Source organism: Bradyrhizobium amphicarpaeae, from assembly GCF_002266435.3.
GTDB classification, from domain to species: domain Bacteria; phylum Pseudomonadota; class Alphaproteobacteria; order Rhizobiales; family Xanthobacteraceae; genus Bradyrhizobium; species Bradyrhizobium amphicarpaeae.
The window spans coordinates 5,573,908-5,595,745 of record NZ_CP029426.2 but is presented as its reverse complement, the minus strand read 5'-3'; the positions used below and the strand labels follow the sequence as shown (position 1 = coordinate 5,595,745).

At 64.6% G+C, this 21,838-nt stretch carries 23 protein-coding genes and 1 other RNA gene; 16 read left to right on the top strand and 8 right to left on the bottom strand.

The window, feature by feature from the left end; genetic code table 11:
• Positions 1-105: 105 nt before the first annotated feature.
• The 7 genes from feoB to ssrA all read right to left on the bottom strand — a co-directional run bounded on the left by feoB (position 106) and on the right by ssrA (position 5,669).
• Positions 106-1,974, bottom strand: a complete 1,869-nt coding sequence (gene feoB, locus CIT40_RS26235; protein WP_094893952.1) for a ferrous iron transporter B — start codon at positions 1,972-1,974, stop codon at positions 106-108.
• A gap of 37 nt (positions 1,975-2,011) precedes the next feature.
• On the bottom strand, positions 2,012-2,287 hold the full coding sequence (locus CIT40_RS26230) for a FeoA family protein (protein WP_094893953.1): 276 nt from the start codon (positions 2,285-2,287) through the stop codon (positions 2,012-2,014).
• Between the two features lie 114 nt (positions 2,288-2,401).
• Complete coding sequence (locus tag CIT40_RS26225) at positions 2,402-2,653, bottom strand: ribbon-helix-helix domain-containing protein (protein WP_063202285.1); 252 nt, start codon at positions 2,651-2,653, stop codon at positions 2,402-2,404.
• Positions 2,650-2,853: a DUF4169 family protein gene (locus CIT40_RS26220; RefSeq protein WP_094893954.1), complete on the bottom strand. Its 204-nt coding sequence runs from the start codon at positions 2,851-2,853 to the stop codon at positions 2,650-2,652. Before CIT40_RS26220 ends, CIT40_RS26225 begins: the two co-directional genes overlap by 4 nt.
• Positions 2,854-3,135: 282 nt before the next feature.
• The gene (gene fumC, locus CIT40_RS26215) at positions 3,136-4,569 is read right to left on the bottom strand and encodes a class II fumarate hydratase (RefSeq protein ID WP_094894028.1); all 1,434 of its coding nucleotides are present in this window, start codon (positions 4,567-4,569) and stop codon (positions 3,136-3,138) included.
• A gap of 90 nt (positions 4,570-4,659) precedes the next feature.
• Positions 4,660-5,178: an SspB family protein gene (locus CIT40_RS26210; RefSeq protein WP_094893955.1), complete on the bottom strand. Its 519-nt coding sequence runs from the start codon at positions 5,176-5,178 to the stop codon at positions 4,660-4,662.
• A 115-nt stretch (positions 5,179-5,293) separates the two neighbouring features.
• Positions 5,294-5,669, bottom strand: a transfer-messenger RNA (tmRNA) gene (gene ssrA / locus CIT40_RS26205).
• Positions 5,670-5,765: 96 nt separating this feature from the next.
• Between ssrA and CIT40_RS26200 the strand changes: the two genes are divergently transcribed.
• From CIT40_RS26200 to CIT40_RS26145, 12 genes are all read left to right on the top strand, one after another.
• Positions 5,766-6,362 (top strand): chromate transporter, encoded by a 597-nt coding sequence (locus tag CIT40_RS26200; RefSeq protein ID WP_094893956.1) that lies wholly within the window; start codon positions 5,766-5,768, stop codon positions 6,360-6,362.
• Positions 6,359-6,889, top strand: coding sequence for a chromate transporter (locus CIT40_RS26195; RefSeq protein WP_094893957.1), 531 nt, complete (start codon positions 6,359-6,361; stop codon positions 6,887-6,889). Before CIT40_RS26200 ends, CIT40_RS26195 begins: the two co-directional genes overlap by 4 nt.
• A gap of 94 nt (positions 6,890-6,983) precedes the next feature.
• Positions 6,984-7,745 carry a tripartite tricarboxylate transporter TctB family protein gene (locus CIT40_RS26190; protein WP_094893958.1) on the top strand — a complete coding sequence of 254 codons (762 nt, stop codon included), beginning with the start codon at positions 6,984-6,986 and terminating at the stop codon, positions 7,743-7,745.
• A 7-nt stretch (positions 7,746-7,752) separates the two neighbouring features.
• The gene (locus CIT40_RS26185; protein WP_015684369.1) at positions 7,753-9,267 is read left to right on the top strand and encodes a tripartite tricarboxylate transporter permease; all 1,515 of its coding nucleotides are present in this window, start codon (positions 7,753-7,755) and stop codon (positions 9,265-9,267) included.
• Positions 9,268-9,407: 140 nt separating this feature from the next.
• Positions 9,408-10,388, top strand: coding sequence for a tripartite tricarboxylate transporter substrate binding protein BugD (locus CIT40_RS26180; RefSeq protein ID WP_094893959.1), 981 nt, complete (start codon positions 9,408-9,410; stop codon positions 10,386-10,388).
• Between the two features lie 169 nt (positions 10,389-10,557).
• Positions 10,558-11,352, top strand: coding sequence for a thymidylate synthase (locus tag CIT40_RS26175; RefSeq protein ID WP_094893960.1), 795 nt, complete (start codon positions 10,558-10,560; stop codon positions 11,350-11,352).
• A gap of 5 nt (positions 11,353-11,357) precedes the next feature.
• Positions 11,358-11,843: a GNAT family N-acetyltransferase gene (locus CIT40_RS26170; RefSeq protein WP_094893961.1), complete on the top strand. Its 486-nt coding sequence runs from the start codon at positions 11,358-11,360 to the stop codon at positions 11,841-11,843.
• Positions 11,843-12,355, top strand: a complete 513-nt coding sequence (locus CIT40_RS26165; protein ID WP_094893962.1) for a dihydrofolate reductase — start codon at positions 11,843-11,845, stop codon at positions 12,353-12,355. Before CIT40_RS26170 ends, CIT40_RS26165 begins: the two co-directional genes overlap by 1 nt.
• Before the next feature lie 152 nt (positions 12,356-12,507).
• Entirely contained in the window at positions 12,508-13,644 is a 1,137-nt protein-coding gene (gene hflK, locus CIT40_RS26160; protein ID WP_094893963.1) for an FtsH protease activity modulator HflK, read from the top strand.
• Entirely contained in the window at positions 13,641-14,537 is an 897-nt protein-coding gene (hflC, locus tag CIT40_RS26155) for a protease modulator HflC (RefSeq protein ID WP_094893964.1), read from the top strand. Before hflK ends, hflC begins: the two co-directional genes overlap by 4 nt.
• Positions 14,538-14,609: 72 nt before the next feature.
• Positions 14,610-14,816, top strand: coding sequence for a DUF2065 domain-containing protein (locus CIT40_RS26150; protein WP_094893965.1), 207 nt, complete (start codon positions 14,610-14,612; stop codon positions 14,814-14,816).
• A gap of 140 nt (positions 14,817-14,956) precedes the next feature.
• Complete coding sequence (locus CIT40_RS26145; protein ID WP_094893966.1) at positions 14,957-16,459, top strand: Do family serine endopeptidase; 1,503 nt, start codon at positions 14,957-14,959, stop codon at positions 16,457-16,459.
• Between the two features lie 139 nt (positions 16,460-16,598).
• Here CIT40_RS26145 and serB read toward each other — a convergent pair whose 3' ends face one another.
• Positions 16,599-17,504, bottom strand: a complete 906-nt coding sequence (gene serB, locus CIT40_RS26140; protein ID WP_094893967.1) for a phosphoserine phosphatase SerB — start codon at positions 17,502-17,504, stop codon at positions 16,599-16,601.
• Between the two features lie 11 nt (positions 17,505-17,515).
• Here serB and miaA point away from each other — a divergent pair, with 11 nt between their 5' ends.
• The 4 genes from miaA to CIT40_RS26120 all read left to right on the top strand — a co-directional run bounded on the left by miaA (position 17,516) and on the right by CIT40_RS26120 (position 21,823).
• Positions 17,516-18,469 carry a tRNA (adenosine(37)-N6)-dimethylallyltransferase MiaA gene (miaA, locus tag CIT40_RS26135; RefSeq protein ID WP_094893968.1) on the top strand — a complete coding sequence of 318 codons (954 nt, stop codon included), beginning with the start codon at positions 17,516-17,518 and terminating at the stop codon, positions 18,467-18,469.
• Positions 18,470-18,781: 312 nt separating this feature from the next.
• Positions 18,782-20,557 (top strand): acetolactate synthase 3 large subunit, encoded by a 1,776-nt coding sequence (locus CIT40_RS26130; protein WP_094893969.1) that lies wholly within the window; start codon positions 18,782-18,784, stop codon positions 20,555-20,557.
• Positions 20,558-20,581: 24 nt separating this feature from the next.
• Complete coding sequence (gene ilvN / locus CIT40_RS26125) at positions 20,582-21,124, top strand: acetolactate synthase small subunit (protein WP_094893970.1); 543 nt, start codon at positions 20,582-20,584, stop codon at positions 21,122-21,124.
• Positions 21,125-21,127: 3 nt separating this feature from the next.
• Positions 21,128-21,823, top strand: coding sequence for a class I SAM-dependent methyltransferase (locus tag CIT40_RS26120; RefSeq protein ID WP_094893971.1), 696 nt, complete (start codon positions 21,128-21,130; stop codon positions 21,821-21,823).
• The last annotated feature ends 15 nt before the right edge of the window (positions 21,824-21,838 follow it).

Sequence of the window (21,838 nt, the reverse complement as noted above, 5' to 3'; positions counted from 1 at the left end):
GTTCGTTGGGCGGACGATTTTTGCCTGCGCCTAAGCCATTGATTTCACGAGCCCCGTCTACTGTGCATGGGGTTGTTTTCGCACTTTTTGTTGTGGGAGGGGCTGCTAGCCGGCGCCGAGGGCGACCGCGACATTGTAGGTCAGCAGGCTCGCGGCATAGGCCAGCACCAGCATGTAGGTGAACGTCACCGCCATCCAGGTCCAGCTTCCGGTCTCGCGCCGGATCACGGCCAGCGTCGAGGCGCATTGCGGAGCGAAGATGTACCAGGCCAGCATCGACAGCGCGGTGGCGAGCGACCATTTCGTCGCCAGCACCTGGCCGATCTGCTCCGCCGCTTCCTTGCCGCCTTCGATCGCATAGACGGTGCCGAGTGCTGCGACAGCGACCTCGCGCGCCGCCATGCCCGGGATCAGCGCGACCGCGATCTGCCAGTTGAAGCCGACCGGCGCGAGCAGCGGCTCGAGCGCCTTGCCGATGATCGCGGCCAGGCTGAAGTCGATGGCGGGCTCGGTGGCGCCCGCCGGCGGCTGCGGGAACGAGGCCAGGAACCAGATCAGCACCATCATCGAGAAGATCGTGGTGCCGGCGCGCACCAGGAACATCTTGGCGCGGGTGTAGACGCCGATCGCGATCGATTTCAGCCGCGGCATCTTGTAGTCGGGCAGCTCCAGCATGAACGGCGCCGGCGCATAGTCGCGCAGCATGAAGAACTTGATCAGGAACGAGACGGCAAGCGCGCTGATGATGCCGGCGGCGTAGAGGCCGAACATCACGAGGCCCTGCAGATTGATGAAGCCCCAGACCTCCTTCGCGGGAATGAAGGCGGAGATGATCAGCGTGTAGACCGGAATGCGCGCCGAGCAGGTCATCAGCGGCGCGATCAGGATCGTGGTCAGCCGGTCGCGCTTGTTGTCGATCACGCGCGTCGCCATGATGCCGGGAATGGCGCAGGCAAAGCTCGACAGCAGCGGAATGAAGGCGCGGCCGTGCAGGCCGGCGCCGCCCATGATGCGGTCCATCAGGAACGCAGCGCGCGCCATGTAGCCGAAATCTTCCAGGAGCAGAATGAACAGGAAGATGATGATGATCTGCGGCAGGAACACGATGACGCTGCCGACGCCAGAGATCACGCCGTTCTGGAGGAAGCTCTGCAGCAGGCCGGCGGGCAGGGTGGCGTGAACGAGCTCGCCGAGCGCATCGAAGCCCGAATTGAGCAGCTCCATCAGCGGCTGTGCCCAGGCGAACACCGCCTGGAACATCACGAACAGGATCAGCATGAGCACGATGAGGCCGCCGACCGGATGCAGCACGATCCCGTCGATCCGCGCGGTCCAGGTGTCGGGCCTGGCAGGCAGGCTGACGCAGTCGGCGATGATGCGATCGGCCTCGCGCTGGGTCGCGCGCAGCTCGGCGACGCTGAGCGCGCGCCAGCTGTTCGCCTCCGGCTCGGCGAGCTTTGCGGCGATTTCGTCGGTCAGCTTCAGAAGGTCGGCGGTGCCGCCCTTGCGCACCGCGATCGAGGTGACCACGGGCAGGCCGAGCTCCTTGGCGAGCCGCTCGACGTCGACGGTGATGCCGCGGCGGGCCGCGATGTCGAACATGTTGAGCACGAGGGCCATCGGCCGCCCGGTGCGCTTCAGCTCGAGCAGCAGGCGGATGGTCAGCCGCAGATTGGTCGAATCGGCCACGCACAGCACGAGATCGGGGACGGTCTCGCCTGAGGCCTTGCCGAGCACGAAGTCGCGGGTGATCTCCTCGTCCGGGCTGCGGCCGCGCAGCGAATAGGTGCCGGGCAGGTCGACCAGCGAGACCTGGCGTCCCAGGGGCGTGACGAAGAAGCCTTCCTTGCGCTCGACGGTGACGCCCGGATAGTTCGCGACCTTCTGCCGGCTGCCGGTCAGGGCGTTGAACAGCGAGGTCTTGCCGCTATTCGGCGTGCCCACCAGGGCGAGATGCAGCAGGGGTAATTCCATGGAATCACTGGTCCGGGATCAGAGGTCCGGTCGCCATCTAGGCGACGATGACGGCCATGGCTTCGCGGCGGCGGACCGCAATCGTGATGTTGTCGACCCGCACGGCGATCGGGTCGCGCCCGACCAGCCCCTCGTGCAGGATCTCGACCCGGGCGCCCTCGACGAAGCCGAGCTCGATCAGACGGCTCTCGAGCTCGATGTCGGAGAGCGCCGAACCCGCCTCGCGAGCGGAAAGATGCTGGATGACGCCGGTATAGCCGCGATGGGCCAGACCCAGCGGCATATGCGGGCGCGTGTCATTGGTGTCGGTCATGCCCTGTATTTTCAACGCAAGGCATTGAGGTCAAGCGCGCGTGCTCGCTGAAACCGCACCTTAGAGCGATTATAAAGTACGGGTGGCGGAGCGCCGTCGAAGGCGCTCCGGCAGCTACTGGGCCGGGACCTTGTCCGGCTGGGGGGCCATGGCCCGGCTCTTGAAGTAGTCCAGGACGAACAGACGGATCGCCGACGACAGATTGCCCTGCTGGCGGTTGTTGTCGATCTCGCCGACCAGCTCGGACAACGTCATGTTGCGCAGGCCGGAGATCTCTTTCATGCCGTTCCAGAACGCTTCTTCCAGGCTGACGCTGGTCTTGTGCCCGGCGACGACGATCGACCGTTTCACGACGGGCGACTTCATGGCTGCTCCTCGCGATCGATCTGATGCTGGTCCAGCTGATGCTGGTCCAGATGCGCCTTCGCCTTGTCCGCGCAGGCCTCCTGCGACGACCGTTCCGCCTTCGTGCGGCCGAACTTCGTCCGGTTGGCGTCCGCCTGCTTCGCCGAGGCTTCCCGCTCGGCGCGTTTCCGGAAACGATTCAGATTGATGACGTTCCCCATGCCGCGTCTCCATCATCCGATCCTTTCCAGGCAGGATGAAACATTCAGAAACAGGGTGCAGCGCTGCGCCCCAAAAGACTTGATCGCCATTCGCTTGTCCTCGTCAATCGGCCGCTTAGGCCATCAAACGATGAATTTGGCCCCCGTCGAGGGGCGGAAAGGCCTGCGTAGCACGCCGTCTTGCCGGAACATTGACGGTAATCAAATCCCGCCCCCAAAGCCGCACATTTCTGGGGCGCCCAGCGTCCGTATCATTACGGATGGCTATCGGAATTCGGAGTTTTACCCCGGGCTGGTCATCTTCTCGGGGCGCACCAGGCGGTCGAACTCGTCGGCCGAGACGAAGCCGAGCCGCAGCGCCTCCTCCTTCAACGTGGTGCCGTTGGCATGGGCGGTCTTGGCCACCTTGGCGGCGTTGTCGTAGCCGATCTTCGGGGCGAGCGCCGTTACCAGCATCAGCGAGCGCTGCATCAGCTCGCTTATGCGCTTTTCGTCGGCACGGATGCCGCTCACGCAATGTTCGGTGAAGGACCGCGCGGCATCCGCCATCAGGCGGATCGAGTGCAGCATGTTGTAGGCGAGCACGGGCTTGTAGACGTTGAGCTCGAAATGGCCCTGGCTGCCGGCCACCGTGATCGCAGTATGATTGCCGAACACCTGGCAGCACACCATGGTCATCGCCTCGCACTGGGTCGGATTGACCTTGCCCGGCATGATCGAGGAGCCCGGCTCGTTCTCCGGCAGGATCAACTCGCCCAGCCCCGAGCGCGGGCCTGATCCCAACAGGCGGATGTCGTTGGCGATCTTGAACAGGCCTGTCGCCACCGAATTGATGGCGCCGTGCACCAGCACATAGGCATCGTTCGAGGCCAGCGCCTCGAATTTGTTGGCGGCGCTGGTGAAGGGCAGCTTGGTGATCGAAGCAACGTGCCTTGCGAACAGCTTGGCAAAGCGCGGCTTGGAGTTGAGGCCGGTGCCGACCGCGGTGCCGCCCTGCGCCAGCGGATGGAGCTCCTTCACGGCAACCTTGAGCCGGGCGATGCCGCTCTCGACCTGCGCCGCATAGCCGGAGAACTCCTGGCCGAGCGTCAGCGGCGTCGCATCCTGGGTATGGGTGCGGCCGATCTTCACGATTTTTGCGAACGCCTTCTCCTTCTTGCGCAACGCGCGGAGCAGCTCACCGAGGGCAGGGACGAGATCGGCAGTGATGCGGCTGGCGGCCGCGATGTGCATGGCGGTCGGAAACGAATCGTTCGACGACTGGCTCATGTTGACGTGGTCGTTGGGATGCACCGGCTTCTTGGCGCCGAGCTCGCCGCCGAGCAATTCATTGGCGCGGTTGGCGATCACCTCGTTGAGGTTCATGTTGCTCTGGGTGCCCGAGCCGGTCTGCCACACCACCAGCGGGAAATGGTCGTCGAGCCGGCCCTCGATCACCTCGCGCGCGGCGCGGATGATGGCGTCTGCGCGGCGGCGGTCGAGCAGGCCGAGCTCGAGGTTGGACTGCGCAGCCGCGAGCTTGACGATGCCGAGCGCGTGCACGAGCGAGATCGGCATCCGATCGGTGCCGATGCGGAAATTCTGCCGCGAGCGTTCGGTCTGCGCGCCCCAATAGCGGTCGGCAGGGACTTCGATGGGACCGAAACTGTCGGTCTCGATGCGGGTGGCGGGACGGGCGGTCTTCGCGCGGGCGGCTTTGGCCATGAGCACATCCATTCTGCCGCGCGAAACGCCGCGCGGCTCCTTCATGTGCTTCTCTATATAGGGAGTTCGGCCGCGCGCGACGGGGCTCCAGCCCAACCTAGATCATTTCTTGCGGAAACGATCGAGCCGCACCACTTCGGCGCCGCCCTGGTTCGGCGGGGTCGGCTCTTCCGGGGTCTCGGCCTTTTCCGTGGCGGCGGCGGGCACCGCTACGGCCGAGGGAGCGGGGGCAGCCGGCAAATTCTCCGGCGCGACCTCGGCGACATCGGAGGTGTCGAACTGCAGGCCGAACTTCACGGACGGATCAAGGAAGCTCTTGATGGCGCTGAACGGCACGATCAGCCGTTCCGGGATGCCGCCGAAGGACAGCCCGACCTCGAAGCGGTCTTCGAGCACGGTGAGGTCCCAGAACTGATGCTGCAGGATGATCGTCATCTCTTCCGGATATTGCGCCAGCAGCCGCGGCGACAGCTTCACGCCCTCGGCCTTCGACACGAAGGTGATGAAGAAATGGTGCTCGCCCGGCAGTCCCTGGGACGCGGCATCGGTCAGCACCTTCCGCAGCACGCCGCGCAGCGCGTCGCGGGCCAGCACATCGTATCGGATATGATCGGTCGCCATGGTGGTCCTGTTGCATCCCCGAAGCCGGATCGTGCCGACCCGACTCGCCAAGCTGCAATAGTATCGCGCCTGACGGGTCAGCAGGAGTCCCCGCCGGGGAAGAAATCGAGAGTAAAGTGGAGGCTTCTGTTGCCAGGTGCCTCCGAACCCCGCCTAACGGAGCTTAACCCGTTAGGACTTCAGAATGGTCTTTCAAACTGCGTTACGCAGCCTGAGCAACCGGAGCAAAGTTGTCGTTGGCAACTATTGCATAGCCCGATAACGGCGGAACAATACCGGGAAAAAGTTCGCCCTTTACGCCCTCGTCGATCCTATTTCGCCCCCGCCAAAACCCGCCTTTCGGCAGGCTGAAGCCCGAAGATCGGTGGGCTTTGGTGGAGGCGCCGGGTACCGCCCCCGGGTCCGAATGGTTTATTGCGACGACCGTTTATTTCCATAGCCGGCGAACCGGCACCCCCAATATAGGGGGCAAACGTTTCGAAAAACAGGGGTTTCGAGCGCCCAGGGTGCGGTTCCCTTTGGATAGGTTCCGCTCCGAGCCCAGCTTGACCTTGGCCGCGTGGCGGCCGGCGTTCTAAGCTCCTGACATGTCCTCGGATTCAGCACCGGCCGTGCAAGAGCCGGATTTCGCCCCCGCTCCCCCCGGTCTGCTCGCGCTGTTTCTGGCCTTCGCCAGAATGTCGCTGGCCGGTTTCGGCGGGGTTTTGGTGTTTGCCCGGCGGGCGATCGTCGAACAGCACCGCTGGATGACGGCGGACGAGTTCAACGAGACCTTTGCGCTCTGCCATTTCCTGCCCGGGCCCAACATCGTCAATCTGTCGATGGTGTTCGGGTCGCGGCTGCGCGGCGTCGCCGGCGGGGTTGCCGCCTTTACCGGGCTGTTGCTGCCGCCGACCCTGATCATGACGGTGCTCGCGATCGCCTATGCCCGCTTTGGCGACCTCGAGGTGCTGCGCCGCAGCCTCGCCGGCATCTCCTGCGCCGCGGTCGGTCTCTTGATCGCGGTTGTCCTCCGCATGATGACGCCGCTGCTGAAGCGGACGGATCCCCTCGCGCTGGTCTTGATGGCCGGCGTGTTCCTCGCCATCGGGGTGCTCCGCCTGCCGCTTCCGGCGGTGCTGCTGGTCGCGATTCCCCTCAGCATCGGCGCCACTTTTTTCCTGCGGCGGAAAGTAGCAGCATGAACTCCGAGAATCCGATCTGGGCGCTGATCTCGACCTTTGGACTGATGTCGCTGTTCGCGGTCGGCGGCGCCGCGGCGGCGGTGCCCGAGATGCACCGCATCGCGGTCGAGGTGCATCACTGGATGACCGACAAGCAGTTCACCGACGCTTATGCGATCGCCCAGCTCTCGCCGGGACCAAACGTGCTTATCGTGACGTTAATCGGCTATGCCGTCGCCGGCATCCCCGGCGCATTGGCGGCGACGCTGGCGATGTGCCTGCCAACGGCTCTGCTTGCCTATTATGTCAGCCGGCTGCTGAATCGGCCCAGCCAATCGCGCTGGCCCGCCCTGATTCAGGCTGCACTGGTTCCGCTCTCGATCGGATTGATGGCAGCGAGTGCCCTGATCCTGGCCCAGTCGACCGATCGCACAATTGCTGCAGTGCTTCTGACCGCAATGGTTGCGGTGATCGCCTCCGTCTCGCGCATCAATCCGCTGTGGCTTTTGCTCGCCGGGGGCCTTTTGGGTTTTGCTGGCATTGTGTAATGAAAATCGCTAGGCAGTGAGCCGGGCGGGGGATCAATTTCCAGCCGATTAGAACAACAGTGCTCGTGACTTAGGGGTCGCGGAGGAGACATGCATGGCCGATACGATGGGCCACTCGGCGACAGCCACTCGAAACACATCGATGGCGATCGGCTTCTGTCTGCTGGCGATAGCGCCGCAGATTTTCGAATTCATCTGGTCGATAGGGACGATTTTCGGTTGGGGCGCGGGCCGCGGCCCGGCTACAGTCGTGATCAACCACGCCACCGCGCTGCTTGCCGGTGCGCCCGGTGCGTTGATCGGGGCCGCCAGCGGTGACAGCAAGAAGGCGTCATCCGATGTGCTGCTCGCGCTGATCTACTCCTATCCGATCTTTGCGGTGGCGATCGTCACGCTGTTCATGACCATCCGGTCGGCGCAGGACTATGTCGGCGGTGTCATTCTGATGGCGCTGGGGCTGTTCGCGCTGTGGGCCTCGAGCGATCTGCAGGGCATGCGCGGCTTCTCCTTTGGTGCCGGCACCGCACCGCGGATGTTCGGCGGGTTGCTGGTCGCCTTGTCCGCCGCCATTGCCCTGACCGGTCTTTTGACCGATGGGCCGGGGATGTCCCATTATGCCTGGCGCGGGCCGATGTTCGTGATGGCGGCGATCCTGTTCTTCGCATTGGCGATCCGACCGCTCGGCGTCGTGGTCTCTGCCTTCGTCAGTTTCATGATAGCGGCGACAGGATCGCATGAGACGCGCTGGGTGGAGGCGGCCATCGTCGGCGCCTGCCTGACGCTCGGTTGTGCTGTGCTTTTTCCATACGTACTCGGGCTGCCGATGCCGATGTTCCCGCGTTTCCTGGTTCAGTGAGGGCGTAATGGATCTCTTTGCCAACCTCGCTCACGGCTTCGCCGTCGCGTTCTCCCCGATCAACCTCCTGATGTGCCTGATCGGCGCCCTCGTCGGCACTCTGGTCGGCGTGCTCCCGGGCATCGGCACCATCGCCACCGTCGCGATGCTGCTTCCGATCACGTTCGGATTGCCGCCGGTCGGCGCGCTGATCATGCTGGCCGGTATCTATTACGGCGCCCAATATGGCGGCTCGACCACGTCGATCCTGGTCAATATTCCCGGTGAGGCGACATCGGTCGTCACCGCTATCGACGGTCACCAGATGGCCAAGCAGGGCCGCGCCGGCCCGGCGCTGGCGATTGCGGCGATCGGCTCGTTCTTCGCCGGCTGCGTTGCGACCGTGCTCATTGCCGTGCTCGGCGCGCCGCTGACCAAGCTTGCGCTGGCGTTCGGTCCGGCCGAATATTTCTCGCTGATGGTGCTCGGCCTGATTTTCGCGGTCGTGCTGGCCAAGGGCTCGGTGCTGAAGGCGATCGCGATGATCGTGTTCGGCCTGCTGCTGTCGATGGTCGGCTCGGACATCGAGACCGGCGCCTCGCGTATGGCCTTCAACATTCCGGAGCTTGCCGACGGTCTCGGCTTCGCGACGGTGGCGATGGGTGTGTTCGGCTTCGCCGAGATCATCCGCAACCTCGACGCCGGCGCCGAGATGAATCGCGACCTCGTGCAGCAGAAGATCACCGGCCTGATGCCGACCAGGAAGGACCTGAAGGACTCGGCGCCAGCGATCCTGCGCGGTACCGCGCTCGGCTCGATCCTCGGCATTCTGCCGGGCGGCGGCGCGGTGATCGCGTCGTTTGCGGCCTACACGCTCGAGAAAAAGCTCGCCAGGGACCCGTCGCGGTTCGGTCGCGGCGCGATCGAAGGCGTGGCGGGGCCGGAAAGCGCCAATAACGCGGCGGCGCAGACGTCCTTCATTCCGCTGCTGACGCTCGGCATCCCGCCGAACGCGGTGATGGCGCTGATGGTCGGTGCGATGACCATTCACGGCATCGTGCCGGGCCCGCAGGTGATGCAGAAGCAGCCCGACCTCGTCTGGGGCATGATCGCCTCGATGTGGATCGGCAATCTGATGCTGATCATCATCAACCTGCCGCTGGTCGGAATCTGGGTGCGGCTGCTCCGCGTGCCGTACCGGCTGATGTTCCCCTCGATCGTGATCTTCTGCGCGATCGGCATCTACTCGGTGAACAACGCGCCGGTGGACGTCATTCTCGCGGGCGTGTTCGGTCTGGTCGGCTACTGGTTGATCAAGCACGATTTCGAGCCGGCTCCGCTGCTGCTCGGCATGGTGCTCGGACCGCTGATGGAAGAGAATCTGCGCCGCGCGCTGCTGATCTCGCGCGGCGACTGGAGCGTGTTCCTGACGCGTCCGCTGTCGGCGGTGCTGCTGGGGATCGCGGCCTTCCTTCTGGTGCTCACGGTGCTGCCCGCGTTGCGTTCCAAACGCGACGAGGTGTTCACCGAATCCGAGAACTGAGGGCGCCTGCGTCGGTGCGCCGCATGCTGAAGTCGGATCGACTCGTGTGACGGCTTCGTGAAATGAAAATGCCGGCCTTCGGGCCGGCATTTTGTTTGGTATCCAATTGTTTGTGTCCAAGGACCGATACGGGGATCGACATGACCTTCATTCGCGCGCTCACGGGCGCCTGTGCCGCAGCGCTTGCGTCTCTATCCGCTTTTGTTGCGCCGGCTGAGGCGCAGACTTATCCGACGCGCAGCATCACCATGATCGTGCCGTTCGCGGCCGGCGGACCGACCGACGTGATCTCGCGCATCGTCACCGGGCATATGGCGCAGACGCTGGGCCAGAGCATCATCATCGAGAACGTGGTCGGCGCCGGCGGCACCACCGCGACCACGCGCGCCGCGCGCGCAGCCAATGACGGCTACACCCTGATCACAGGGCACATGGGCACCCATGCCGCATCGGTGCCGCTCTATCCCAAGCTTGCCTATCATCCCGAAAGGGACTTCGAGCCGATCGCGCTGCTCGCGGGCACCCCGATCCTGATCCTCGCGCGCAAGGACTTTCCGCCGAAGGATTTGAAGGAGTTCGTGGCCTATGTGAAGGCCAACGCCGAGAAGGTGAACGCTGCCCATGCCGGCGTCGGCTCGGTCTCGCACGTCTCCTGCGAGCTCCTGCACTCGATCCTCGACATCAAGCCGGTCGGCGTGCCCTTCAACGGCACCGGACCGGCGATGAACGCGCTGGTGGCGGGGCAGGTCGACTACATGTGCGACCAGATCGTCAACGCCGTGCCGCAGGTCAATGCCGGCACCATCAAGGCCTATGCGATCGCAACGCCGGAGCGCAATCCGTCGCTGCCGAACGTGCCGACCACGGCGGAAGCGGGCCTGCCGAAATTCCAGGCCCAGGCCTGGAACGCGATGTTCGCGCCCAAGGGAACTTCGCCGGCGATCCTGGCCAGCCTGAACGCTGCGGCCAGCAAGGCGCTCGACGACGAGACCGTGAAGAAGCGCCTGCTCGAGCTCGGCAGTGTCATCCCGGGCCCTGCCGAGCGGACGCCGGAGGCTCTGGCGACCCTCGTCAAGAACGAGATCGCGAAGTGGACCCCGGTGCTCAAGCCGGCAACTTAACCAGCACTTTCAAGTCGATAGGTGAGGGGCGGGACGCGAGTTCCGCCCCTTGTCGTTTGCGCCGGGATGCTCATTTTTCCGGGTATAATCTGTGCAGGCAGCGAATCGCTGCTGTCGTACCGCAGGGGGCGCCGTTAAGTTCGCCGCCTCCCCAAAGGCTCAGTCGCACATGCACCAGTATCAGGACCTGCTCGAGCGGATTCTTTCAGACGGCGTTGAGAAGACCGATCGGACCGGTACCGGCACGCTGTCGGTGTTCGGCCATCAGATGCGCTTCAATCTGTCGGCCGGCTTCCCGATGCTGACGACCAAGCGGCTGCCGCTGAAGGCGATCATCCACGAGCTGTTGTGGTTCCTGAAGGGCGACACCAACATCAAATATCTGCGCGACAACGGCGTCACCATCTGGGACGAGTGGGCCGACGCCAATGGCGACCTTGGCCCGGTCTACGGGCATCAATGGCGCTCGTGGCCGACGCCTGATGGCGGCAGCATCGACCAGATCGCCAAGGTCGTCGACATGATCAAGCGCACCCCGGATTCGCGCCGGCTGATCGTCACCGCCTGGAATCCCGCCGACGTCGACAAGATGGCGCTGCCGCCGTGCCATCTGCTGTTCCAGTTCTATGTCGCCAACGGCAAGCTGTCGTGCCAGCTCTATCAGCGTTCGGCCGACGTCTTCCTCGGCGTGCCCTTCAACATCGCCTCCTACGCGCTGCTCACGATGATGGTAGCCCAGGTCACCGGCCTGAAGCCCGGCGACTTCGTGCATTCGTTCGGCGACACGCACCTTTATTCCAACCATCTGGAGCAGGCGCGGCTTCAGCTGACGCGTGCCCCGCGTCCGCTGCCGGTGATGCGGATCAATCCCGAGGTGAAGGACATCTTCTCCTTCCGATATGAGGATTTCGAACTCGTCGGCTACGACCCGCATCCGCACATCAAGGCGGAAGTCGCGGTCTAGCGTCGATGGCACTCAACATCCGTCGTGTGCGCCCGGGCGAAGCCGGCCTCGTTCTTGCTTTCGTATGTGAGCTCGCCGAATACGAAAAGCTCTCGCACGAGGTCGAGGCGACCAAGGCCGATATCGCCGAGGCGCTGTTCGGCGAACGGCCGCAGCTCTATTGCGCGATCGCCGAGTGGAACGGCGAGGCCGTCGGCTTCGCGGTCTGGTTTACGAATTTCTCCACCTTCAGCGGTCGCCACGGCATCTATCTCGAAGACCTCTACGTGCGGCCGTCGCATCGGGGCAGGGGCCTCGGCAAGGCGCTGCTGGTCTATCTCGCCAAGGAATGCGTCGACAACGGCTGGTCCCGCCTGCAATGGGCGGTGCTCGACTGGAATACGCCGTCAATCGCGTTCTATAAATCGCTTGGCGCGGTCATGATGGACGACTGGACGCTGTGCCGCGTCACCGGTCCGGCGCTGACGCGGCTTGCCGGGAGTGCGTCCTGATGGAGATCGTCTTCGTCATCGCGATTGCCGAGAACGGCGTCATCGGCGCGGGCAACGCGATCCCGTGGCGATTGAAGTCCGACATGGCGCGCTTCAAGGCGCTCACGATCGGCAAGCCCGTGGTCATGGGCCGCAAGACCTTCGAATCCCTGCCACGCCGACCGCTGCCGGGCCGCACCAACATCGTGATCACGCGCGATGCGGATTATCGTGCCAATGGCGCCATCGTCACGACATCGTCCGCGGATGCCGGCGCGGTTGCGCTTGGCGATGCCCTGCGGCGTTCGGTCACTGAGATCGTGGTGATCGGCGGCGCCGAGATCTATCGGCAATGGCTCGATCGCGCCGATCGCCTCGAAATCACCGAAGTGCATGCGCGGCCCGAAGGCGACACGCATTTCGACATCGACAAGGCGGAATGGGATGAGGTCGCGCGCGTCCGCCAGCCTGCCGGAGCCGAGGACTGCGCCGAATACTCCTATGTGACATATCGTCGGCGGCGCGGCCATTAACCGCTTTCTTCAATGTTTACATTGACTTTTTCGTGCCCGAGCATAGCTCGGAAGACGGTCACCGCTGCGTTGTAAGGGACTTGCCTGTCCCCTATAAAGCGGACCGGACAAAGCGGGCGGGGGCAATTCCACCCTGCCGAGGAGAGCGTCGAATGCCGTGGAAGAATCAGGGCGGTGGCCCATGGGGCTCGGGTCCGAAGGGACCATGGGGCTCAGGCCCGCAACCGGTCGGGCCGAGGCCGCCGGATCTGGAAGACCTTCTGCGGCGCGGCCAGGACCGCCTCCAGCAGATCATGCCCGGAGGCTATTTCTCCGGCATAGGCATCACGCTGATCGTGCTGCTGATCGCCGCGTTCTGGTTGTTGTCGGGCTTCTTCCGCGTGCAGTCCGAAGAACTTGGCGTCGTGCTGCGCTTCGGCAAGCACGTCCGCACCGTGCAGCCTGGCCTGAACTATCATCTGCCCTATCCGATCGAGACCGTGCTGCTGCCGAAGGCGCTGCGCGTCAACACCATCTCGATCGGCATGACGCTGATCGACGACCCGGCACGGCGCGGCCGTTCCATTCGGGACGTGCCCGAAGAGAGCCTGATGCTGACCGGTGACGAGAACATCGTGGATGTCGACTTCACCGTGCTCTGGCGCATCAAGCCGGACGGTGTCGGCGACTTCCTCTTCAACATCCAGAATCCCGAGGGCACCGTGAAAGCGGTCGCCGAAAGCTCCATGCGCGAGGTGATCGGCCGCTCGCAGATCCAGCCGATCCTGACCGGTGCGCGCAACGTCACCGAACAGGGCGTGCAGGAACTGATCCAGAAGACTCTGGACACCTACGGTGCCGGCATTCAGATCAGCCAGGTGCAGATGCAGAAGGTCGACCCGCCGGCGCAGGTGATCGACGCCTTCCGCGACGTCCAGGCCGCGCGCGCCAATCTCGAGCAGTTGCAGAACGAGGCGCAGACTTACGCCAACCAGGTGGTGCCGCAGGCGCGCGGCCGCTCGGCGCAGATTCTTCAGGCCGCTGAAGGCTACAAGGAGCAGGCGGTCGCCGAGGCCAAGGGCCAGAGCGCTCGCTTCCTGAAGGTTTACGAGGAATACAAGAAGGCGCCCGACGTGACGCGTGAACGAATCTATCTGGAGACGATGGAGCGCGTGCTCGGCGGCTCGGAAAAGCTCATTTATGACGGCGGCCAGTCCGGCCAGGGCGTCGTGCCCTATCTGCCGCTCAATGAGCTGACGGCCAAGCGGCCGCCTACCACCGGTCAGCCCTCGAGCGGAGGCAGCCGATGAGGTCCCCGGTTACAGGTATCGTCACGCTGCTCGCCCTCCTGCTCGTCGTGATCGTCGGCTACATGTCGCTGTTCACGGTGCAGCAGACCGAGCAGACCATCGTGCTGCAGTTCGGCCGGCCCGTCGACGTCGTCACCGATCCCGGCCTGCATTTCAAGGCGCCGTGGAACTCGGTGATCAACATCGACAAGCGGATCCTCGATCTCGAGAACCCGTCGCAGGAAGCGATCGCGTCCGACCAGAAGCGGCTCGTTGTCGACGCCTTCGCACGCTATCGCATCAAGGACGCGTTGCGCTTCTATCAGAGCATCGGCTCGATCCAGGCCGCCAACATCCAGCTCACCACGCTCCTGAACGCGGCGCTGCGCCGTGTGCTCGGCGAGGTCACCTTCATCAACGTGGTGCGGGACGACCGCGAGAAGCTGATGCAGCGCATCCGCGACCAGCTCGATCGCGAGGCCGACGGCTACGGCATTCAGGTCGTCGACGTTCGGATCCGGCGCGCCGACCTGCCGGAGCAGAACAGCCAGGCGGTCTACCAGCGCATGAAGACCGAGCGTGAGCGCGAAGCCGCCGAGTTCCGCGCCCAGGGCGGACAGAAGGCCCAGGAGATCAAGTCCAAGGCCGATCGTGAGGCAACCGTCATCGTTGCCGAGGCGAATTCGCAGGCCGAGCAGACCCGGGGTGCGGGCGATGCCGAGCGCAACCGCCTGTTCGCCGAAGCCTACAGCAAGGATGCCGACTTCTTCGCCTTCTACCGGTCGATGACGGCTTACGAGAACGGGCTGCGTTCGAACGATACCCGCTTCCTGCTGCGGCCGGACTCGGATTTCTTCCGGTACTTCAGTAACCCGTCCGGCAAGATGGCGACCGAGACGCCGGCGAAGCCATAAGCTAGACACAGGGCGGCGGATTTCGCCGCCCTTCGTCCAGACAAGAACAATATACCGGGAGGTTCCGATCCGATGAGGTCCATTGCGTTCACCGATTTCCTCATCGGCCTGGGCATCCTGTTCGTGCTGGAAGGCTTGATGTTCGCGGCCAGTCCCAACTGGATGCGCAAGGCCATGAAGAGCGCCATCGCCACGCCGGACAACATCCTGCGCGCGGTCGGGATCGGTTCGGCCGTCGCCGGCCTGGTCCTGATCTGGGTGATGCGACGCCCGATTTAGGCGTCGCGCCAACGCCAAAGTGAAGGCGAAAGACCGGTTTTCGCCGTATTGTCGGGGTCCTGAGCCCGTTAAGCTCCGCGCTTGCGCCGTCCCCCCGTCAAGCGCAGTCTGGCGCCGAATCCCTCTCTCTGGAGATCACAATGACCGCTGCCATCCTTGCTCCGTCCCGCTCGCGACTTGGTGTGCGAATTGGGCTGGCCGCGATCGCCGTCGCTGCTTTCGGCGCGCTCGGCACGCCGGCCTATGCGCGCGGACCGGAGGGCATCGCCGACGTCGCCGAGAAGGTGATCGACGCGGTCGTCAACATCTCGACCTCGCAGACCGTCGAGGCCAAGGGCGGCGGCAGCAACGCCATGCCGCAATTGCCGCCCGGCTCGCCCTTCGAGGAGTTCTTCGACGACTTCTTCAAGAACCGCAAGGGCCCTGGCGGTAGCAAGGGCGGTGAAAACAGCCCGCCGCGCAAGACCAACTCGCTCGGATCTGGCTTCATCATCGACACGTCAGGCATCGTCGTCACCAACAACCACGTCATCGCGGACGCCGACGAGATCAACGTCATCCTCAACGACGGCACCAAGATCAAGGCCGAGCTGGTCGGCGTCGACAAGAAGACCGATCTTGCGGTGCTGAAGTTCAAGCCAACCAAGCCGCTGATCGCGGTGAAGTTCGGCGATAGCGACAAGCTGCGCCTCGGCGAATGGGTGGTCGCGATCGGCAACCCGTTCAGCCTGGGCGGCACGGTGACGGCCGGCATCGTCTCGGCCAAGAACCGCGACATCTCCTCGGGTCCCTATGACAGCTACATCCAGACCGACGCCTCCATCAACCGCGGCAATTCCGGCGGTCCGCTGTTCAACCTCGATGGCGACGTCATCGGCGTCAACACGCTGATCATCTCGCCCTCGGGCGGCTCGATCGGCATCGGCTTCGCCGTGCCGTCGAAGACGGTCGCGGGCGTCGTCGACCAGCTCCGTCAGTTCGGCGAGCTGCGCCGCGGCTGGCTGGGGGTGCGGATCCAGAGCGTCACCGACGAGATCGCCGAGAGCCTCAACATCAAGCCGGCGCGCGGTGCGCTGGTTGCGGGCGTCGACGACAAGGGGCCCGCCAAGCCGGCCGGCATCGAGCCGGGCGACGTCGTCGTCAAGTTCGACGGCAAGGACGTCAAGGATCCGAAGGACCTGTCCCGCGTCGTCGCCGACACCGCAGTCGGCAAGGAGGTCGACGTCGTCGTCATCCGCAAGGGCCAGGAGGAGACCAAGAAAGTCACGCTCGGCCGCCTCCAGGATCCCGACAAGGTGCAGGCCGCGGTGAAGACCGACGAGCCCGCACCCGAGAAGCCGGTGACGCAGAAGGCGCTGGGCCTTGACCTTGCCGCGCTGAACAAGGATCTGCGCACGCGTTACAAGATCAAGGACAGCGTCAAGGGCGTGGTCGTCACCAATGTCGACGCCAATTCCGACGCCGCCGAAAAGCGCCTCTCTGCCGGCGACGTTATCGTCGAGGTCGCGCAGGAGGCGGTGTCCAGCGGCGCCGACATCCAGAAGCGGGTTGATCAACTCAAGAAGGACGGCAAGAAGTCGGTGCTGCTGCTGGTCTCGAATGCAGACGGCGAACTGCGGTTCGTGGCGCTGAGCGTGCAGTAAGGCGCGGTCTTAGCCCCACACTCACTGTCATCACCCGCGAAGGCGGGTGATCCAGTATCCCAGAGCCGGCAGTGAGTCCTCGATGGGGCGCGGCGTACTGGATGCCCCGCCTTCGCGGGGCATGACGGCGGAGGGGAGCTTACCCCTCCACGAAGTCATCGCGCCGATACCCTTGCGCATAGAGCAGCGCCGTGAGATCGCCGTGGTCGATCCGCGCCGCCGCCGCCGCCGCCACGGCCGGCTTGGCGTGATAGGCCACGCCGAGCCCCGCCGCCTGGATCATCGCCAGATCATTGGCGCCATCGCCCACCACCACCGAGTCGATGTCGTCGAGGTCGAACGATTCCATCAAATCCACCAGCGTCGCGAGCTTCGCGGCGCGGCCCAAAATCGGCTCCTTCACCTCGCCGGTGAGCTTGCCGTCGCGCACGACGAGCTCGTTGGCGCGGTTCTCCTGGAAACCGATCTTGGCGGCGACCGCGGTCGTGAACAGCGTGAAGCCGCCGGAGACGAGGCAGGTATAGGCGCCGTGGGCGCGCATGGTCGCGACCAGCTCACGGCCGCCCGGGGTCAGCGTGATGCGCTTGGCCAGGACTTCGTCGACCACGCCGGCGGGCAGGTCCTTCAGCAGCGCCACGCGCTCGCGCAGCGCCGGCTCGAACTCGATCTCACCGCGCATGGCGCGTTCGGTGATGCCCGCGACGTGAGCTTTCATCCCGACGAGGTCGGCGAGCTCGTCGATGCATTCCTGGCCGATCATGGTGGAATCCATGTCGGCGAGAAAAAGTTTCTTGCGCCTGAAGCCGACAGGCTGCACCACGATGTCGATGGGCAGGTCGCCGCGAAGCTCGCGGAGCCGCTGCTCGATGGCGTGACGGTCGCCTTCGAGGTTACTGTCGGCGCCGAAGGGAATGTCGACCGCAACCCCGTCGAACAGCCAGTGCGCGGGTGCTGCCTGGGGCAGCACGGCGCGGGCCCCATCGACGATGGTGGTATCGAGCGCGGGGTTGTCGGGGTTGCAGATCAGCGTGGCGACGAGGGACATTTGAGGTTTTCGTGAGCGAGGAGCAGGTCGGCAGAAGGCAGGTTGGCGAGGCCGTGCTTATCGCAGGCCCGACCGCCAGCGGCAAGTCGGCGCTGGCGCTGGAGCTTGCCCTCCGCACGGGCGGCGTCGTCATCAATGCCGATTCCATGCAGGTCTATCGCGACCTCAGGATCATCACGGCACGCCCCACGCAGGACGAGGAAGCGCGCGCGCCGCATCGCCTGTACGGTCATGTCGATGCGGGCGTGAATTTTTCGGCCGGTGCCTGGGTGAGCGATGCCGCCAAGGCGCTCGAAGACGCGAAAGAGCAAGGCCGCCTGCCGATCTTCATCGGCGGCACCGGGCTCTATTTCAAGGCGCTGACAGCGGGGCTCTCCGTGGTGCCGCCAATTCCTGCCGAGGTGCGCGAGGACGTGCGCGCACGGCTGGAACGCAACGGCGCCGAGGCGCTGCATGCGGAACTGGCGCGTCGCGACCCCAGTGCGGCCGAACGATTGAACCTGCGTGACCGCACCCGCATCGCGCGCGCGCTCGAAGTGGTCGAGGCGACCGGTCGTTCGCTGCTCGATTGGCACAGGGAAGGTCAGCCGCCGTTGCTGCCGAAAGACAGTTTTCGCGCGGTGTTTCTCGCGCCCGAACGGGACGAACTCTATGCCCGCATCGATGCCCGCTTCGACGCCATGCTGGGCGCCGGCGCGCTGAGGGAGGTCGAGCGGCTCGCCGCCCGCCATCTCGATCCGCTGCTGCCCGCGATGAAGGCTCATGGCGTGCCGGCCCTGATCCGACATCTGCGCGGTGAGCTCAGCCTGGAGGACGCCGCAGGAATCGGCCGCGCCGATACCCGCCACTACGCCAAGCGGCAATTCACCTGGTTCCGGCACCAATTGCCGGAGTTCGAATGGGTGAAGCCCGAGGAGGCGAGGGGATGGCTCGCCGCCGTCATGCATGGACGGTTTTCGGCCTAGGTTTCCGAATTTACCTCTCGCCCAACCCGGGGAACACCGCTACACTGCCAAAATCGCGCGAGAACGGCCGCATCGCCTTGACATCCAGGCTTTGGCCGCTATGTTTCGCGCAACCTTTGGGAAGCCGATCGTCAGTCATGCGCAATATTATTACCAAACTCCTTATCGCCGTCGTACCCAGGCACACCGCCGGGGGTGGCTAGCTGCCATCCACATGACAGGCGGTGTGCATGGGTCCCTCTTCGGGGCCTTTTTTATTTCCCGAACCAGACACAAAGAAGCCGCTGACAACAGCGCATCCGGAGCAAGCCAATGAACGACAAGAGCCACGATCCGAACCAGATGACCGGCGCCGCGATGATCGTCCGCGCGCTCATCGATCACGGCGTGACCGACATTTTCGGCTATCCCGGCGGCGCGGTGCTTCCGATCTACGACGAGATCTTCCAGCAGAGCGAAGTCCAGCACATCCTGGTCCGCCACGAGCAGGGCGCCGGCCATGCGGCGGAAGGCTATGCGCGCTCCACCGGCAAGCCGGGCGTTGCCCTGGTGACATCAGGCCCCGGCGCCACCAACATGGTGACGCCGCTGACCGACGCGCTGATGGACTCGATCCCGCTGGTCTGCATCTCCGGCCAGGTGCCGACGCATCTGATCGGCAACGACGCGTTCCAGGAATGCGACACCGTCGGCATCACGCGTCCCTGCACCAAGCACAATTGGCTGGTGCGCGACGTCAACGATCTCGCCAAGGTGCTGCATGAGGCCTTCTACGTCGCGACCACGGGCCGTCCGGGCCCGGTGCTGGTCGACGTCCCCAAGGACGTGCAGTTCGCGACCGGCACTTATCATCCGCCGCGCAAATCCGACGTGCATCGCTCCTACGCGCCGCGCGTGAAGGGCGATGCGACGCAGATCCGCAAAGCCGTCGCGCTGCTCGCCAATGCCAAGCGCCCCGTGATCTACAGCGGCGGCGGCGTCATTAATTCCGGCCCTGAAGCGACCAAGCTGCTGCGCGAGCTGGTAGAGGTCACCGGCTTCCCGATCACCTCGACGCTGATGGGTCTCGGCGCGTATCCGGCGTCGGGCAAGAACTGGCTCGGAATGCTCGGCATGCACGGCACTTACGAAGCCAACATGACGATGCATGATTGCGACGTCATGCTGTGCGTCGGCGCGCGCTTCGACGACCGCATCACCGGCCGTGTCGACGCGTTCTCGCCGGGCTCGAAGAAGATCCACATCGACATCGACCCGTCCTCGATCAACAAGAACATCCGCGTCGACGTGCCGATCATCGGCGATTGCGGCAACATCCTCGGCGACATCCTCCAGGTGTTCAAGGCGGAGGCGAAGAAGCCCGACATCAAGGCGTGGTGGCAGCAGATCGCGCAGTGGCGCGCCCGCAACTCGCTCTATTTCAAGAAGAGCAACGACGTCATCCTGCCGCAGCATGCGATCCAGAGCCTGTTCGAGGCGACGCGCGGCAGGGATACCTACATCACGACCGAGGTCGGCCAGCACCAGATGTGGGCGGCGCAGTTCTACGGCTTCGAGGAGCCGCATCGCTGGATGACGTCGGGCGGTCTCGGCACCATGGGCTACGGCCTGCCGGCCGCGGTCGGCGTGCAGGTGGCCCATCCCGACAGCCTTGTCATCGACATCGCCGGCGATGCCTCGGTGCAGATGACGATGCAGGAGATGTCGACGGCGGTTCAGTACGAATTGCCGATCAAGATCTTCATCCTGAACAATCAGTACATGGGCATGGTGCGGCAGTGGCAGCAGCTGCTGCACGGCAACCGGCTGTCGCATTCCTATTCGGAGGCGATGCCGGACTTCGTCAAGCTCGCGGAGGCCTATGGCGGCGTCGGCTTCCAGGTGCACAAGCCCGGCGATCTCGACGGTGCCATCCAGGAGATGATCTCGGTCAAGCGCCCGGTGCTGTTCGACTGCCGCGTCGCGTCGCTGGAAAACTGCTTCCCGATGATCCCGTCCGGCAAGGCGCATAACGAGATGCTGTTGCCGGAGCAGGCCAACGACGAGGCCACCGCCAAGGCGTTTGCCGGCGGCAAGGCGCTGGTGTGACCAAAGACATTTGAGGGGACGACAATGAACCAGCCCGCATCCGCCTACTTCATCGAAGAGCGCCACGATCCCAGCGAGACGCACACGCTTGCCGTGCTCGTGCAGAACGAGCCCGGCGTGCTCGCACGCGTCATCGGCCTGTTCTCGGGCCGCGGCTACAACATCGAGAGCCTCACGGTGTCGGAGACCGAGGCCCAGAAGCACCTGTCCCGCATCACCATCGTCACCACGGGTACGCCGATGGTGATCGCGCAGATCAAGAACCAGCTCGACCGCATGATCCCGGTCTACCAGGTCGTCGACATGACCCAGACCCGGCGCTCGATCGAACGGGAGCTCGCGATGGTGAAGGTGCGCGGGCAGGGCGAGCACCGGGTCGAGGCGCTCAGGCTCGCGGATGCGTTCCGCGCCCGCGTGATCGACGCGACGACCGAGAGCTTTGTGTTCGAGATCACAGGCAATACGGACAAGATCAATCAATATATCGACCTGATGCGCCCGCTCGGCCTCGTCGAGGTGTCGCGCACCGGCGTCGCCGCGATCGGCCGCGGGCCTGAAGGAATGTGAACCATGCTGGCGCGCGACTGGTATTACAACGAGCGGAATCGGATGGGGATCGGGGCCACCGTGGCCTCGATCTACGACGCCCATGACGATGCCGATCTGCGGGCGCGCGCCGCGCTGAAAATGCTGGGTGTCCAACGCGGCTGGCGCATCGCCGACATCGGCTGCGGCAACGGCGTGCTGGCGACCGAAGCGGCGCTGATGGGCGCCGAGGTCGATGCCATCGACATATCGCCGGCCATGCTGGCGCTCGCCGAGATCTACGCGCGCGACCGCAAGGCGAAGGTCGCAACCCAGTCAGCCGGCCTGCTCAGCTTCGCCTACCGGCCGGAATCCTACGACCTGATCGTCAGCGAGTTCACGCTGCATCATCTGCCGGACTTCTGGAAGGTCGTGGCGATGTCGCGGATTTTCCGGGCGCTCAAGCCCGGCGCGACGTTCTATCTTCGCGACATCGTCTACGCGTCGATGCCCGACGCCATCGAGCGCGACGTCGAGCAATGGGCCGACTTCCAGATCAAGAACCACGATTTTTCGCGCGACAGCGTCGTCACGCATATGCGCGACGAATATTCCACCTTCGGCTGGGTGATGGAGCGGATGCTGACCGACGTCGGCTTCACGCTGGTCTCGGCCGATTACCACGCACCGATGCACGGCACGTATCTGCTGCGCAAACCAAGAGCCGGCGAGCAAGGCTAGACGACAACGACAGGG